Source organism: Ammoniphilus sp. CFH 90114, from assembly GCF_004123195.1.
In the GTDB taxonomy this organism is placed as follows: Bacteria; Bacillota; Bacilli; order Aneurinibacillales; family RAOX-1; genus YIM-78166.
Genome location: NZ_SDLI01000010.1, coordinates 173955 through 191637, shown reverse-complemented (window position 1 = coordinate 191637; position 17683 = coordinate 173955). Strand labels below are relative to the sequence as shown.

At 43.7% G+C, this 17683-nt stretch carries 8 protein-coding genes and 1 riboswitch; of the genes, 6 read left to right on the top strand and 2 right to left on the bottom strand.

Annotated elements, in window-relative coordinates; genetic code table 11:
* From EIZ39_RS20445 to EIZ39_RS20435, 3 genes are all read left to right on the top strand, one after another.
* Window positions 1-1616 (top strand): immunoglobulin-like domain-containing protein (locus EIZ39_RS20445; RefSeq protein WP_368666340.1); only part of this gene is annotated, 1616 nt, incomplete at its 5' end.
* 90 nt (window positions 1617-1706) lie between these two features.
* Window positions 1707-3392 carry an S-layer homology domain-containing protein gene (locus EIZ39_RS20440; protein WP_129202291.1) on the top strand — a complete coding sequence of 562 codons (1686 nt, stop codon included), beginning with the start codon at window positions 1707-1709 and terminating at the stop codon, window positions 3390-3392.
* A gap of 21 nt (window positions 3393-3413) precedes the next feature.
* Window positions 3414-5048 (top strand): dockerin type I repeat-containing protein, encoded by a 1635-nt coding sequence (locus EIZ39_RS20435; RefSeq protein ID WP_129202289.1) that lies wholly within the window; start codon window positions 3414-3416, stop codon window positions 5046-5048.
* Window positions 5049-5349: 301 nt separating this feature from the next.
* On the opposite strand, the gene EIZ39_RS20430 is transcribed toward EIZ39_RS20435, so the two are convergent.
* Complete coding sequence (locus EIZ39_RS20430) at window positions 5350-9045, bottom strand: immunoglobulin-like domain-containing protein (RefSeq protein WP_129202287.1); 3696 nt, start codon at window positions 9043-9045, stop codon at window positions 5350-5352.
* 399 nt (window positions 9046-9444) lie between these two features.
* Here EIZ39_RS20430 and EIZ39_RS20425 point away from each other — a divergent pair, with 399 nt between their 5' ends.
* Together EIZ39_RS20425 and EIZ39_RS20420 are read left to right on the top strand one after the other, a co-directional pair.
* Window positions 9445-12573, top strand: coding sequence for a cadherin-like domain-containing protein (locus EIZ39_RS20425; protein ID WP_129202285.1), 3129 nt, complete (start codon window positions 9445-9447; stop codon window positions 12571-12573).
* 325 nt (window positions 12574-12898) lie between these two features.
* Complete coding sequence (locus EIZ39_RS20420; protein WP_164985204.1) at window positions 12899-14053, top strand: ATP-binding protein; 1155 nt, start codon at window positions 12899-12901, stop codon at window positions 14051-14053.
* A 13-nt stretch (window positions 14054-14066) separates the two neighbouring features.
* Window positions 14067-14159: riboswitch (cyclic di-GMP riboswitch) on the top strand.
* Between the two features lie 435 nt (window positions 14160-14594).
* Here EIZ39_RS20420 and EIZ39_RS20415 read toward each other — a convergent pair.
* Window positions 14595-16337 (bottom strand): methyl-accepting chemotaxis protein, encoded by a 1743-nt coding sequence (locus EIZ39_RS20415; protein WP_129202281.1) that lies wholly within the window; start codon window positions 16335-16337, stop codon window positions 14595-14597.
* Between the two features lie 312 nt (window positions 16338-16649).
* On the opposite strand from EIZ39_RS20415, the gene EIZ39_RS20410 reads away from it, so the two are divergent.
* Window positions 16650-17672, top strand: coding sequence for a stalk domain-containing protein (locus EIZ39_RS20410; RefSeq protein WP_164985203.1), 1023 nt, complete (start codon window positions 16650-16652; stop codon window positions 17670-17672).
* Window positions 17673-17683 lie beyond the last annotated feature (11 nt).

Below are 17683 nucleotides of genomic sequence, written 5' to 3'. Positions count from 1 at the left end.
ACGGAACGATTAGTCGTCCAGCGTACAGCGCAGGAGATGCGACCGTGACGTTGACCGCAACGATTACCAAAGGTGCCGCAATCGAAACGAAGACCTTTGTGGTGAAAGTGCTGAAGCAATCTCAAACCGATGCGGAAGCTGTAGCGAACGCGAAAGGTGCGCTAGCTGTAGGATATGCAGCAGGAGACAGTGCGAGTGGAGTAACCCAAGATTTGACGCTTGCGACGATGGGGGCAGATGGAACAACCATCACATGGTCCACAGATAACTCAGCCGTGATTGCCGCCGACGGAACGATTAGTCGTCCAGCGTACAGCGCAGGAGATGCGACCGTGACGTTGACCGCAACGATTACCAAAGGTGCCGCAATCGAAACGAAGACCTTTGTGGTGAAAGTGCTGAAGCAATCTCAAACCGATGCGGAAGCTGTAGCGAACGCGAAAGGTGCGCTAGCTGTAGGATATGCAGCAGGAGACAGTGCGAGTGGAGTAACCCAAGACTTGACGCTTGCGACGATGGGGGCAGATGGAACGAGCGTGACATGGTCCTCGGATAACCCAGCCGTAATCGCTGCTGACGGAACGATTAGTCGTCCAGCATACAGCGCCGGGGATGCAACCGTGACGTTGACCGCAACCATCGCGAAGGGAGCCGCCACGGAGACGAAGACCTTTGTGGTGAAAGTGCTGAAGCAATCTCAAACCGATGCGGAAGCTGTAGCGAACGCGAAAGGTGCGCTAGCTGTAGGATATACAGCAGGAGACAGTGCGAGTGGAGTAACCCAAGATTTGACACTCGCTACGATGGGTGCCGATGGAACAACCATCACATGGTCATCAAACAAGCCAAGTGTCATCACAGCGACTGGAAAGGTGAATCGCCCAGTAAAGACGAGTTCAGATGAAATGGTGACGTTAACGGCGACCATCAGGAAGGGAGCCGCCACCGAAACGAAGGTCTTCACGGTCAAAGTATTGAAGCAAATGCAATCAGATACGGATGCTGTAGCAGAAGCATTGGCCGCATTGACAATCGGTTACCGCACAGGGGATAGTGCGGCAAATGTGACAAAGTCACTCTCTCTATCTACTACAGGTTTAAATGGTACGGTAATCGAATGGTCGTCAAACTTAGTGAGTGTGTTGAATGGTAATGGTACCGTTGAGCGCCCAGCGGCCAATACGGCAGATGCTATGGTTATGTTAACGGCTACGGTGAGAAAAGGAGCCGTTGTTCAGACCAAAACCTTTAATCTCATAGTGAAAAAGTTTGAAGCAGGTATGCCTTTTACTATTGGATCGACAGGTGATGATCTAGGACTAGATCGTAAGACGGGAAGTTTAACGGCCAGCGTGAAAATTGATCGGAATACAAACCGAGCTGATCATGTCGGTAAGGAAGTGGTTGTCTTCCAATTAATGAAGAACAATCGCGAGCCAGTTAGTATCGTGGCCCTGTATCCAGATATTCAAACAAGTGAAACGTTGTCGGCGACATTCCACAGTATCGTAGGGACCGATTCAGGTTATTCGGTAAAGGTATTTGTTTTTGATCGTCTAACAACGGATGCGACAAATGTTCAAACGAACTTAGCAGAACCGGTCGTTCTAAATTAAGCCTGGGAAACAGCTAGATGTAAACAGAAGAGGAATCGAATCCTTTAAGTGGATTCGATTCCGCTCTTTATGGAAGGGTGATTTGCTAAAATGAAACGAAAGAGTTTAAAAATGTTGTTCAGCCTGGGCTTGTCTCTTTTTCTGATGCCTATTCACGGCTTGGCTGATGGAGAAGTATCGTTAGGGAATATAGCCGATAAAATCCAGGGAGCAGAAGTCAATGTTACAGGAACATCTATTTATCCGGATGTGAATGTCAAAGTAATGAATTCCAATGATTCTATTATTCTTGTCGATTCTATGAAAGTAACGAACCAACAATTTAACTATACTTTCAAGCTGCCCAATACCGTTCCGTTAGGGAAGGCGACGGTGGTAGTCGGAGAAAATACGCATGTTGTCGCGAAGAGCTTCCAAATTGTCACACCACCTCCAACTGGTGGAGGTGGTGGCGGTGGCGGTGGCGGAATATCAAATCCAACGTCTCCGACACCTACTGGAACGACAAGAACCGTAGATGTTGTTGTTGGGAATAAAAATAATCAGGACAGCAAAACAACGGCAACACAAGTAGAAATTACCCGAAATGTTACCGAGAACGGTACCAAGGTGGATACCGTTACGTTGAATCAAGAAAAGACGGAACAAGCGGTAACCAAAGCGATGCAAGAGAAAAATACGAACGTAGAAATAGTAGTTACAGACATCCCGGGAGATCCCGCGCAAGTGGTTTCTGTTAACTTAGCTAACTCATCAATGAATCAGCTGATTGCGAATCAGTTGACACTTAATATCACTACACCTCAGGCGAAGCTTGAGCTCTCCACAGAAACAATGACAGCTATACAGAATGTAACCAGTGTACCGAAGATTGAAATTCAGAAGGTTACTGCACCTGCACAAGTGCAGCAAACGATTGAAACAGCAGCGGTGGTGGCACCTAACAGCCGAATTGTCGGGACACCGGTGGAAATTCATACGAATTTCTCTTCGAAGACTCAAGTAACGATTCCTATTGAACAAGATAGACTTCCTTCGAGTCCTCAAGAGCTGCAAGTTTTAATGGATTCTTTAGCTGTGCTAGTTGAGCATAGCGACGGCGACAAAGAAGTGATCAAAGGAGAAATTCTCTTTGATGACCAGGGAAAACCTAGCAATATTACTTTTTGGGTAGATAAATTTAGTACTTTTACAGTCATTGGCCTTGATAAACAAACAGAAGGAAAACTATTAGCAGAAGGTAAATTGAAAGTTCAAGGTTCGCTGATAGATATACGAGGTCATTGGGCTGAACAAGAGATTCGAAGCTTCATCCAATCCAGAATGATTAGTGGCTATCCGGATGGAACGTTCAGACCGAACCAAACCATTACGCGTGCTGAATTTGCTTCCCTTCTTGTCAAGGTGTTTAAACTTGAAGAAAGACCAGGTAAGGTGTTCGATGATATACAAGGACATTGGGCAAGCAAGGATATCCAGACCGCATCGGCCTATGGCATTATTAAAGGATTCAGTGATTCTAGATTTGGGCCGAATGAGAAAATTACCCGTGAACAGATGGCAACGATGATGAGTCTCGCCAAGAAGTGGGAAAACATTACAGGTAATGCAAACTACCTGGATACAGAGCAGATCGCCGGATGGGCTAAAGACTATGTACAAGCGGCTACTAAACATCAAGTAATGAATGGCTATCCGGATCAAACCTTTAAACCGAAGAAACACACGACCCGAGCAGAAGCGGTTGTTGTTCTCTTTGCGTCGATGTCTAAGTAACGGGAAAGAAGAGGACCCTAAATGAAAAAGACGAAACTTATTTTGAGTGTAACGCTAGTTTTTATAATTCTCCTTCTGCCAACCTTCTCTTCAGCGGTGTCCCTAACGATAAAAGGGGATGGAAATGGGGATGGAAAGATCACACCAACTGACTCATTGTTAGCAAAAAAGTTTGTATTGAGGCAGATTTCGTTAACTGCTGAACAACAAGAGGCTCTCGATGTCAACAACGACGGTCAAGTTACGATGGAGGATGTAAATTTAATCTTGGATCTCTATTATGGTAGGATTAAAGATTTCCCCAATCACCCTCCAACTCTAGAAAATCAAATTGGTAATCAATCAGCTGTGGAGGGAACGACGCCGATTTCACTAGATTTATCGCTAGTATTTACCGATGAGGATAACAATCCTCTAACCTATCTAGCAGTTTCGGATCAGCCAACTGTGGCCAGTGTGCAAGTCAATGGCGCACAACTAGTGGTTACGCCATTAAGTACTGGAACAGCGATAGTGACCGTTACGGTGGATGATGGGAAGGGTGGAACGGCCACGACATCGTTTTCGATGACCGTTGAAACATCGAATCATGAACCTCAAGTGACAGCGATGGTTATTCCACATCAGGTCGTTGGCTTTGGTGTAACGGGAAATCAGCTCTCATTAGAAGGGGCTTTTCAAGATCCAGACCGTGATCCCTTAACCTATCGTGTAACCGCCTCTGACACGAATCTTGTGCAGGCAACGATCAATGGCAGCTTATTGTCTCTAGCCCCGGTGGTTGGAGGCCAAGGGACATCTACTGTGACCGTCACCGCCGATGATGGAAGAGGGGGAACAGCGAGCATCAATCTATCTGTATCCACCGTACAAGTCGTACATCAAAAGGAGATCCATACCAAGGGAGGAGTGGCTGACGTCTCCTACGATTTAGCCTCTTACTTCCAATCCGGGGCTACACTTACGGTGTATACACAAACACCGGGAGGAATGACCCATTTAGGAACGGAATTACTACAAGACAAGGTATTTAAGAAGACACCAGGAAGTATAGGAACAACGAGTTACTGGGTGGTAGCACAGGATAGAACAGCTGCCTTTATCGAACTGGTCGTACAAGAACAGCAGGGCGCATCTGCCTTCTTCTCAGAGTATGTGCAGGGGGATGGGGGAAAAATAGCGTTAGAAATGTACAATCACGGGGAGTCCAGCATCAATTATAAGATTGTTGGCTATCGGTATAATACGAAAGACAAGCGAATGGAAGTAATGAATAATAGGGATATTCTTCCTCAGCCGCATGCAAACGTCTGGCAGGTCTACCCTCGGAACGTCGGCATTGTCATTAATTTTACCTTCTATGAGCTTATGGATATAACGCCAGTACAAGGGTATCACGATGAACTAATCATGACGGCAGATGGCAGTGACGGCTATGTCATCTGCGCATTTGAACTCCTCAAAGACGGTCAAGTCGTGGACATCATTGGAGATAAAAACTGGAGTCCTAACTCCACGCCTCCGCTTCTACCAGATGGCGGTACTATCGTCCGTAAAAAGGGCATCGTTAAAGGATCTCAAACCTTTAGTTTGCAAGGTGAGTGGGATCTTTACCCGAAAAATTCGTTCCAATTCCTCGGATCGCATACGCCTTAGGCCTTGTGACGTCTGAAATTGTATAGCAGGGAAGTCTTTAATATAAAGGCTTCCTCTTTTTTTATGGTGTCCTGGGAAAAAATATACGTAAAATTTAGGGTTTGGTATTGGAGCTTAAGACCTGAATAGACCGGATACTCACGAATTTTTGGAAATCCCCAAGAATTGATTAATTTTTGTCACGAGAAAGAAGTGGAAAGTCACAATGTTGTAATGATTACAGATAAACAACTAATCATACTCCCGAAAACGGATATAAAAAAACTCCCTTGCAGTTGATTAAGCCACAAGGGAGTTAACTCTACCTATTTCTAACGTAATAGTTTTCGTATCCATCAGCTGTAATGACATTCGCCATTATCACCGGGTCAATAACATTGAGCTCCTGATCCCGATTCATATCTACGACCATCCTCTGTGCTTTAGAGGGGGTCACTCTTTCCAATACATAGTTGATCGCTGCCAGCCAGTCGGTCACATCGACGACTTTACTAAAGTCAGCATCTCCCATCACGTGAATGCGTTGGATGGCTTTATTACCAGCTTCATCCTCAGCAAAGACCGTGTATGTGGTATTTTCAATGATATCGAACGAAGCATTGGCTAAAATGTCCGTGGCTGTTGTAACGGGGAACGAATGGACATCACTCACCCAATCTTTTGCTACTTTCAGACTCGTAATATCCGATCCTGTTCCATCCGCATTGACATCCACACGGACAACACGTGCGGTTGGATCAGGAATCAAGCTGTAATGGAGGATTGGTTCTTCTTTATCCAATACTAATTGAATCGATCCATTCAACGTCTGAAAATTCCCGGTGAGTTCAACTCCGGCTCGGTCCGTCAATACAATATTCTCTAGTTTAATCGGAATCTCGTATCCGTCACTTAGCTGGGAGTAAACAGCATGACCCTTTAATTGGAAATCTACATTGAGCAGCACTCCAACTTCTCCGCCGATTGGCGTGTTCGATAGATTGGTTACGATGACGCGGGTTTTGCCACTGCTTAATGTATAGTAATCGAAGTGTCCATACCCGTATACCTCTTGAGTGACATTATTGTCCGTCAGCAGCCTGCCTGCAGTTATACCCTCTAATGAGCCGTATGCGGTATTGAAAGTCAAGTCAAACTGAAGGCCTGCCACATTACCTTGGCTTGTCAGGCGAATGGGCACTGTCACAATCTCGGTTGGTTTTCCCGCCACCTGTTTGTCTGCGCTTAGCGTGTCATAGACAAATAGGCTGACGGTTGCTTCATCATAGGCTCCGAAGCCGTCCTTAACCCGATAGGAGAAGGAGTCCGCTCCACTAAAGCCCTCGCCTGGGTAATAAGCGAATGACCCATTCGGCTCTACATAGACCGTGCCTGATACGGTTGGGGTGACCAATTCAGCTGTAAGCTGATCTTGATCCGCATCCCTATCATTTTGGAGCAGACCCGGAGAAGCCACTTGAATGGGCTGATTAAAGTAGGTATTGTAATAATCATTCCCTGCAACCGGTGCTTCATTTAAGGCCATGACTGTCACCATGTAGGTACGCTGAACGGATACACTTCCTCTCTGAATCGTTGCCGTCAATGTGACGGACTGGTCTCCGGCTTCATGCGGCGGACGAGTAACGGTTCCATCCGATTGAATATAGTTCTTATTTGCTGTCCAGGTTATAACGCTTCCATTCTCACCTGAAGTGGGTAATACAAGGTCATTTATAATGCGGTCTTCCTGATCCCCAGCAGAATAGCCGATAGTCACCAAACGCTGATCCGCGGCTACCGATTGGGTAAAGATGTCTTTGACTTTATCATCCATCACGTGCTGAATGGCTTCGATGTTGATATACCCGTCTGTTGGCTTTGAATCGAGCAGGATTTGCTTCACGAGGGTATGTTCCTCCTCATTCAGCAGATCATAGGCACTGAAATCAAAACCTGGGTTGTTCTGTTTCCACGAGAGGATGACAGAATCAACCTCATCCATAGAGGACGATGCATTCAGTGCCATGATAGGTTGACGCATAAGCATTCCATCGATAATCGCTTGCTGCAAATTGGCTGCACTTGCATAAGGCTTGTGATCAAAAGCATATTGAGCAATGGCCTGTTGGTCCGTTAACAATGACCCTAAATACGAATCTTGTATACTAGTCTCGGCAAAGGCGTCATCAGGCTTGGCCTCAATTGCTAGCATCATTTCGCTCACATTTGTTGATTGGTTAAACGGGGCCAGTGGATCTACGTTTTTCACCCAAATGGTTGTGTTATAACCAATTACCGCAAAGCCTTTATCCGTAACGGTTATGCCACTTGCCATCCCTCCTAAATTAGGTGTACAGCTCCAGTTTGTCCCATCAGGGGAAGAGCAGATTACGGTTCCACCCATCATGGAATCTGAGAAGAGTGCTTGATATTCGTTAAAACCCCAGACCACGGTTCCGGAAGAGTAGGGTAAGCTCGAATTCACATTATGCTTAGTCCAATGGATCCCGTCAGCAGAAGTTAGTACACTACTCCTTCCTCCTGCAACAAATCCTTCCTTCCCATAAGTAACACTTGTTAAGTCTTGATTGGATTCAACTCCGGAGTTTTGTTCGGTCCAAGCGGTTCCATCGGGTGAAGTATAAATGACACCGTACCCAACAAGAACATACATCCCATTCCCCCACGTTACGCCTTTTACAGACTTTGGTAGGGTTTGGGGTGTCCAATGAATCCCATCCATGGAGGTGTAAATGGTCGCGTTATTAGTGGTAATAATGTATGTACCATCTCCCTTTATAAAACCACTAATCCAACCAGAAATTCCGGTATTCGTGTGGGTTGTCCAATCCGTACCATTAGGAGATGTCATGATCGTTCCATCATTCCATGCGATAATAAACTGGTCTCCATTCCAACTCACGGCTGACGAGTAGGCTTGTGGAACTCCACTTGTCTTCAGTGTCCAGTTCACTCCATTTGGAGAAGTCAAAATACGGCCATAAGCTGTTAAGACATACATGCCATTGCCCCAAGCTATCGATTTTAGCTCTGTCGGAGGGATCTCGCTGCCTGGCGCAAGGTCCCAATCCGTCCCATTGGAAGAATACCAAACTCGACCTTTATCAGCAGTTATAATGTATTTTCCGTTTCCTTCCGTTAGGCTAGTAAAGTAACTGGAAGGAAAGGTGAACGAGGTACTCTGAGTCCAGTTCAATCCATCAAGAGAGGTAAATATCGGCTGTGTATTATTGCTTGCGAGTGCCATATAACCGTTGCTCGTTTCGATGATGGTGTTAAATCTGGTGGTTACATTGGTTTCAGTCCAGTTTTTTCCATCTGTAGAGGAAAATAATTTATTATGGGTTCCAATAAAATACCTTCCGTTAACATACCTGCTAAGAAAAATGGTGCTTTCTTGGATTGTGCTAGGTGCCTCCTGTTTCTTCCAACTTAATCCGTTGGAGGAAGTTAAGATCGTCCCATCCCATCCTACAGCTATAAACCCTTGATTCCCCCAGGTCACGGTCGCTAAACTGCTCGTAAAGCTAGATGGCGTCCAATTAATACCGTCAGGTGAGGTTAAAATCACGTTGTCTGAATAATTGCCTAATCCAACGGCAACATAAAGACCATTCCCCCACGTTACATCCTGCAGTTCAAGATTAGATGGAAGCCCACTTACTTTTTCCCAATCTTGTCCATTAGAAGAGGTAACGATGGTATCGCCCCCAACTGCAATCCATTGATCGGCATGCTTTATAATTTTTGTAAGGTAGTTCGGAGTACCTGCACTGGACTGTTCCCAGCTTTGTCCATCTACTGAAGTGAAGATCGTCCCCTCACCTCCAACCCCAACATATTGCGTACCATCCCAAACCAAGCTTCTAATGGATTGTACCGAATAAATTCTTTGCCATTGTTCCGGTTCTGCATGAGATGGAGTGGCAAAGGTCGTAAGCATCATAACACCGACCATTAGAATTGCAGTCCATAAAGAAGTTCTTCTTAACAAAGTCCTACCTCCACTCTTTTGTTTATCTTGTAATTAGAATGAACTCACCTCTTCTTTTATAAAATATAGAACTACTATTATAGTACTATAGTCTGGATACGCTTTTACTAAAGTTTATCTAAAATTTGGTTATTTTGAACTATTATTCTAGGCTAAAGGGAGCGTTTTGCCCAAATTCTTATATACTAGATGAGAAAAGGATACTATTCTTTTAGAGCACTGGTATCTAAAGTTTTGCTAAATTTTCCTCTCTAAATATATGATTTAGGTCCAATGCATAGTAAAATAGTCCTTGTTTTATGAAATTTGGAATAAAATGAAAGAATGGGGGCAGCCGAGAAGATAAGTCGAAATGTGTCGAATGAATAAAGACAATTTAAGGGTAAATGAGGTGTTAATTTGAGAAAAAAACTAACAAAAATACTATTAACCTCCACTCTATTATTATCTTCCTTTCTAGGAGAGCTTAATCTAGCAAGAGCTGCTACGATACTGACACCTACTACAGATGGATATTGGTCTGATTTGGGTGTAGTCAACGATCAACCTTCGAATTATGTTGGAACGGCTGGAGATGGGAGTGGATTTGGAGCGATAAGATCGGCGCTTCAATTTAACTTAACAGGCATGACTGGACAAGTGAAGAAGGCAACGTTGCGTATATTTATACAAGAAGTATATGACTTGGATTCGTTAGATGGCACAAAAACCACTGTGACACTTTACGGTTCAACGGATGACGATTGGACGGATAATCCTAATTTAGATTCATTTCCTATGAAACCATCAGATCAGACCATAGGTACGGTCAACGACAATCAGTTGACAATGGGTTGGAAAGAGTTCGATGTTACCGCTTATGTACAAAATCAAGCAAACACAAATTTTATACCGAGCAATCCTTCGGATCTGGCAAAAATCGTTTCCTTTGCTCTTACCGGAAATGAAACTAATGCAGGACATTTCTTTAGTTTTGCAGCAAGTGAGGATCCAACGTACCGACCTCAGCTTGTGTTGGAAGTTGGGCCTGCAATACCAGTCGTTGCCAAGTCTCCGGTTGTAACAAGCACCACCACATGGGAGGATGTAACAAGCACATCTGGTTTAGTTATCACCCCCAATAGTGCTGAAACAGAAACGATTACTCACTATAAGATTAATGGCATAACAGGAGGAACGCTGTCCAAACAGGATGGAACGAGAATTAACGATAATGACTTTATCACTTCTGCAGACGGGGCATCCGGGTTGCGTTTCTTACCCAATGAAGAAGCGAACAGCCCAGCTGGAGACCCATTTACTTTTAATGTATATGCCTCAAAAGACGCAGCAGGGACAGGGTTGAGTATTGCAGCCCCAGCTGCCATTACCGTTTACGAGGTGAATGATGCGCCAAGGGCAGAAAATGACACGCTCATTTCCATCCCTGAAGATTCCGTGGAACGGGTAATACCTTTTAGTGATTTGCTAGCCAACGATAGACAGGGACCTAGTAACGAAAATGGTCAAAGCTTGACGATCAAGTCTATCGGGAATCCTACGGGTGGTGCCGTTCGTATGGAAGGTGCAACTGTACTCTTTACCCCTAGCCCCAACTATTCAGGTACCGCCAGCTTTTCCTATACGATTGAGGACAATGGAACCACCAGAGGTGGAGCTGACCCATTGACAGACCAAGCAACCGTCAACTTCACTGTTACTACACAACCTGATAGTCCAAGTGTCACCAAGGCAGTAACCAATAGAGACACCTTAACATCTAACGGGTTAGTCATTACACGAAATGCTGCAGACGGGGCGGAAGTCACGCATTTCAAAATTACAGGAATCACTGGTGGTACAGTTTATAAGAATGATGGAACTACGCCTATTGCCAACGGTGATTTTATTACAGTTTCGGAAGGTGAAGCGGGACTCAAGTTTATGCCTGCAGCTAATATGTATGGTGCTACCGGATTTGGGTTTCTGGTGCAGGCTTCACAGGGAACGGATGGAACGAAATTAAGTAGTGAGGTTACAGCTTTAATTGAGGTTATCCAGCCTCAAACCGTTACAAGTGTTCAAGTATCTCCAACAACATCTACTGTCTTTAAAGGCGGAACGCAGCAATTCAGTGCAATCGTGGAGGTCCTTGCGGGAGCGGAACAAACCGTGACCTGGGCAAGTAATTACGGCAAAGTCACTGTCGATGCAAACGGACTAGTTTCTGTAGCCAGCGATGCAGCAGCTGGTGAATATACAATTACAGCTACTTCCACATTCGATGGAAGCAAGAGAGGTTCGGCAACGATTACGGTACCTAACCGCGCACCAGTGGCTCAACATGATTACTATAACACCTATTGGAACACCCCATTGCAAATAGAGGCAGTGGATGGCGTACTAAAGAATGACCAGGATGCTGATGGAGACGAGTTAAGGGTGGAGTTGGTAGACGACTCTACACTACAAGGACAGGTTACGCTAACAGAAGAAGGTTCATTTCAATACAGACCGAGCGAAATGTTACATGGTGGAGTAGACCAATTCACCTATCACATCTTCGACGGACAGGCTTACTCTAGTCCAGCAACCGTAAGTATTTTTGTCTATGATACACTAAGTGTAGATAAACAAGTCAGAGGAAAACCAACAGAGACCGTGGATGTTCCGATTCGTCTCACGAGTGCAGGAAATGTAGCAGGACTTCAGTTTGATTTAGATTTCAATAGCAACTATGTGTCGTTGGCTTCCATTGCCGCTGGCGGTTTATTGACGGGGATCGATGAAGACCGAATTGTAACCGGGGATGTCTACGGCTCGTATGATTACTACACCTTGAAAAATGGAAAGACGCGTGTAATCGTCACCAATCTCGATAACACACCCATTGGCGGTGAGGCGGGCATTCTGCTCCATGCCAAGCTCCAATTGAAAGATCATAGTGTGTATTCTCATTTAAGTGAGGGCTACGAGATTCCGATTCAAATCGGCAACATTGTCCTGGCGGATCGGAATGAGAATGAACTGAGCCCATGGTTTGAGTCGATTGATGGCTCGATTCAGCTAGAACTTGATCAAGAAGATCCGACTATTGATTATGCTCTCTATGGAGATCCGAGTGAACGCAGCGTGAGAGTGGATGTTTACGCTGACGGCACAGGCTCGGAGCTTGTGAAGCTGCATGTGGTAAAAGGATGGGTTTCGGATGCAGATTCTTTCCCAAGCACGGGAACCGTGGATATCTTAGAGGATGCCTCCTTCCACATTGTTGAGAATACCACGTACACGGTATACGCAGAGGACGAAGTAGGGAAGAAGATAGTCCAACGAATTCACGTGATGGCTGATGCTGACTTTAGTAAAGTCGTCGATGTGACGGACTGGGTGGCTGCGATCAACTACGTTCTAGAGAGAGTGACACCCTCTAAAGCGCAGAGGATGGTTGTGGATATGAATGGAGATAAGCAACTCAATGTCATTGATCCGGTGATAATCGCAAACATCATCATGGCTGGAGGATATGAAAACTACTACGCGAGAACGTAAGCGTCAAAATCATTCCACCAGTGAATTATATAAAAACCGCTTAAAAAATCCTCCAAAGTACTCATCTTGGGGGATTTTTCCATGAGGGGGAAGATCCAATATGGAGGAGCTTTCTATAGCAACAGAATTGTAAAATCACAAGCGGTGAGTTATAAAAAATGTAGAAATTTGTCAAACGAATTAATTTTAATTGTCGGAACCTCTGCACTATAATGAGTTAAATAGGTAATTGTACCCAGATGATTATATGGCTAAAGTGGGGGAGCATCGGTGGACTAATTCCTAGAGCACTCTATCAAATATGAAGGAGAGAGGTCTCTATCCCATGCTTAAATACTTATTGAAGGAATGCAAGGTTCTGATCAAGGACATTCTTCATAATAGAAAAAATAAGGATTCGTTTGTCACAGTCCAGGAACAACTCACCGACTTGATCCGGGAACAACAAGGGATGACCTTTGTAGTCAAGAAAGATAACGGTCAATTCATCCATACCTTATGTGATGGAGAACTTCTATACCGGTTGGGTTTTACCCCTCGAGCTATAGTTGGGAAACCGTTGGAATCATTCCTACCGCTTGACTTTGCACGTTATAAGGAGGAGTTTTATGAAAGGGCTTGGCAAGGAGAAGAACATGTCGAATATGAGGGGACATTAAATGGCATCACGTACTTGGCCTCTCTTAGGCCACTTAGGCGAGAGGGAGCTACCGTGGCAGTGGTTGCGTCTTGTGTAGACATTACGAAGTTAAAAGAAACCGAAGAACTGCTTCGAAAATCAGAGACGCTTTCTGTGGTTGGGCAGTTAGCGGCTAGTATGGCTCATGAGATTAGAAATCCATTAACTACGCTGAAGGGTTTCCTTCAATTATATCAAGAAGCGAGCCAAGTCAACGCTAAACATTTCCAGGTCATCATGGATGAAGTGGACCACATTAATTTTATTGTAAGTGAGCTTCTATATCTGACGAATTCGAACACACAGTACCATGATACCTCCATCCTAGATATTCTTCAAACAACAATCAAGCTAATGAGAATGCAAGGCAATATGACTAACATTCAAATTGAACTAGAGGTTTCTCAATCACCTCCCATCGTAAGCTGTGATCCGAATCAAATTAAACAAGTATTTATCAATCTTATTAAAAATGCAATGGATTCCATGCCGTTAGGTGGAACGGTTAAGATTCAGTTGGCAAGTAACCACCAATATGCACTTATTTCCTTCAGAGATGATGGTTGTGGCATACCAGAAGATCGGATTCCACGTTTAGGAGAACCCTTTTACTCCACCAAAGAAAGAGGGGCCGGTCTGGGATTACTAGTCTGTAAAAATATTATACATAATCATCAGGGAACTATTTCTTTCTCCAGTAAAGTAGATGAGGGAACATTAGTAAAAGTACTTTTACCCTTAAATAGCTCTAAGCAACCTGGTGTCCAATCTTCTATTCGTGGGACCGCTATTAAAGTGTAATATAGTAATTATAATAGAGACAAGGCAAAACCATTGAAAAGTGGTGACGCAAAACTATAGGGACTAAATTGAATGCATCTATTCAGTATGTCTGCCAGTTGCCTCCTATTTTAGGGTACAGGGAGGAGTGTTTAACTATGAATTTATCTAATAAAACCATAAATTTTATAGAAATATTACAAACGAGTGATCTAGAGAGAGCTTATTCTGCATTAAATGGTGTAATACAATCAGACGAGTACATAGAAGAAGATATAAGGCATCAAAGGATAGCACAATTACGCAAGGCCTACCATTTGGTTAAAGTACGCATGAATAGAGAGCTCAATTCGTATGATAGACGAGATTGAGTTTATTTCAGTTTCTAGGAGAAAGTATACGATTAGTAATAATGTAAGGCCATTCTGCTTTTTTGTGTTTACTTTCGGCCCATAGCAAATCCGACATCAAATACCAGAAATGAACATTTTCCGGGAAATTACGACGATGTAAAATGAAAACAAGCTCCAAGGCCGGAGCTTGTTGTTTTGTAATATAGGATTTATAACTTAAACCGATTCATCATCATTTCCAGTTGCTTGACAATCTCTGAAAGCGCCACGGTCGATCGGGCTACTTCCTCAATGGAAGCGACTTGCTCTTCTGTCGCGGCCGCAACCTGTTGAGAAAACATGGAGGCTTCTTTAGCGGCATTAGAAAGCTCGACGATAGAAGCCGTGACTTCTTCTGATCCTGCTGACATCTGTTCCGTAGAAGCCGAAACTTCTTCGATCTGATTTGAGATACTCTGGATAGAGGTGCTGATTCTCTCGAAGCGCTCTCCGGTTTGGTAGACTTGGTTTGCCCCTTGTTCGACCTCATCAACTCCTTGTCTCATGGATTGTACGGCTTGCTCGGTGTGGTATTGTATTTTTTCAATTAAACTGGCAATCTGGTTCGACGAATCCTTAGATTGTTCAGCCAGCTTACGAACTTCTGATGCAACGACAGCAAATCCCTTCCCATGCTCTCCCGCTCTTGCAGCTTCAATGGCAGCATTAAGGGCAAGCAGATTCGTCTGATTGGCAATCTCCGAGATGACAACAATAATCTGATCAATCTCTTTTGCTTGGATAGCTAAGGCTTCTATGAATTGGGTTGTTTCTTTTGTCCGATCGGCCATCGTGCGGATCTGCATGACCGTAGATTGTACAATAGCATTACCCTCAATCGATTCCTTGGCCACTTCAGAGATGGTCTCTGCTACTTGAGAGGAGGATTCGGCAATGCGCTGAATGCCTATGGCCATTTCCTCCATTGCCTTCACACTTTCGATAGCTCCCGTTGCGGCTGAATCAGCTCCGATGGCGATTTGTTGAATCGATTCTGCCACTTCGTTGGAGGCTTGTTTCGTCTGTTCTGAACCTTGATTAACCACTCGACTTGACTCTTCAATCTCTATACTCACGTTGCGAAGCTGTTGAATGATTCTCGAGAAGTTTTCAAGCATTTCATTAAAATTACAGGCTAAATGCCCAATTTCATCCTGACTCTTACCTTCCGCTCTCACGGTCAAGTTCCCCTGGGAAGCTAGCGTAGCCATTTCAGATAACTGAATGATAGGTTGTAACGTCTTACGAACGATAAGACCCAGGAGCAAGATGCCGATTCCTCCTACGATTACCCCAAGGCCAATATAGAAAATCAAACTGGCTTGAAGATCCTGACTTACCTGGCTATAGTTGAAGTCTATCCCGTGAATGGCAATGACTTGTCCTTGATGGTTTGTAACCGGAGCTAAGATCGTAACCCAATCTCCAAACTCATCTGTGAAAGGGTCAGTAATACCCACCCCTTTTTCCATTGCTTGATTATAAGCATGCAAAAATTGCTTGGTTAACGTGTAGGTCTCATTAGGAATAAAGCCATTTTCTAGAAGGCTCTGATTGCTAAGTAGAATCTTCAAGGAAGTTGTGCCGCTGTCTTCTAACCGTTGTGGAAAGAAAAGGTAAGTATTTGCAACTTTTTCCGTACTTACAGGATTATCTAATTCGTTTTTTAGTTCTATCACCTGCTCGTGGCTCTTATATGCTGTAGGATCTTTAGGTAGGGTCTCAAGTGCGGCTTCTACTTGTGGGATATGATGAGCGATCTGGTTATGTAAGGTTTTCTGAATACTCAGCATTTCCTGGTAATACTGTTTCTTCTCGGACCAATAGGCCGTACCAGCATAAACGGAAGATAGCAGGATCACCATAATCGACAATGATAAAATGGATTTAAAGACGATTCCTTTTCTACTCATATTGAAAATCCCCCTTAAAAATATAGCAGGTATAAATTTAGGTCTTTTTTCCTATTGATAAATATTATATTACAAAAAACAACAAATTTTTACAAGAAGGAAGATCATCTAACATCAAGATCTAAGATTCGTACGATGCAACTAGTAAGTTCAAGTCTTAGCAGGATTGCTAGCGGGGGTAAACCATTTCAATGTGCAATAACACCTAAAGAAAATTAATATTAAGAAATCTCCATTTTTCACCAAAGCCCTACCATAATTTGCTATTATAAATAGGGTAAAATTGTAAGGGTTGAAATGGAGGAGAAAGAAATGCGCAGAAATCCCAAAAGATTAGGGGTAGCGGTCGTAGCTTTAGTTACTGCCTTATCGCTAAGTACACCAATTTCAGAGGCAGCTCAGAAAAATCAAAAAGTAGAAGCACAGTATCGTGATATTAAGATTTTGTACAATAACAATCAGGTGGTATCTACTCTTGAACCGTTTATTATTGCAGGTACCACGTATTTGCCGCTCAGCATGATGGCAGATGTTTTTAATAAGAATGTCTATTGGGATGGGAGTACAAAGACCATTAGTGTCACTGATAAAGCCAACCCGCAATTGGAGCAATTACGAGTTGAGCTAGCGACGAAAAATACTAATATTGCTGATCTGACGGCACAGCTTAGTTCGAAAGATACTAGAATAGCAGATTTGGAAAAACGTTTAGAATCAAGAGAGTATGATGAGGCAGATCTAGAGGAATTAGAAGAAGAGCTAAATGATGAATATGGTGAATGGGAGGACATGGACTTCAGGATATCTATTGATGGGGATGAAGATGATATTGATGTGGAAATAAAGGTGGATCTGGATGATTACGATGAGGAATGGTCTGATCTTTCTAATAGAGAAATTGAGGGGTTTGTGGAAGATATTCTAGATGATATCTGGAATGAGTATGATGATGCGGATATTTCAGGAAGTATCATAGACCGTTCAGAAAATGAAGAGGTAGTGGAATTCTCGGGAGAAGATGGAGATGTTGACGTGGACATCACCCGTTCAGGAGATCGTTTGTCAGATTTAGAAGATGATTTAAAAGATACTTATGAAGACTATTTTGATGATATTAGACTTACTGTTTACTTGAACGGCAGTACAGATGATGTTCAATTTGTGATTAACGTAGCTTACCAATCCTATAAGGAGGAATGGGACGATTTAACTGAATCAGAAATTGATCGACTATTGGATGATGTGGCAGATGATATTGCTGACGAGTTTGAAGATGCCGACATCGAAGGCTACATCTATGATACCGATAACCAGAGAAGACTGGCTGAATATTAAAATTGAAAAGA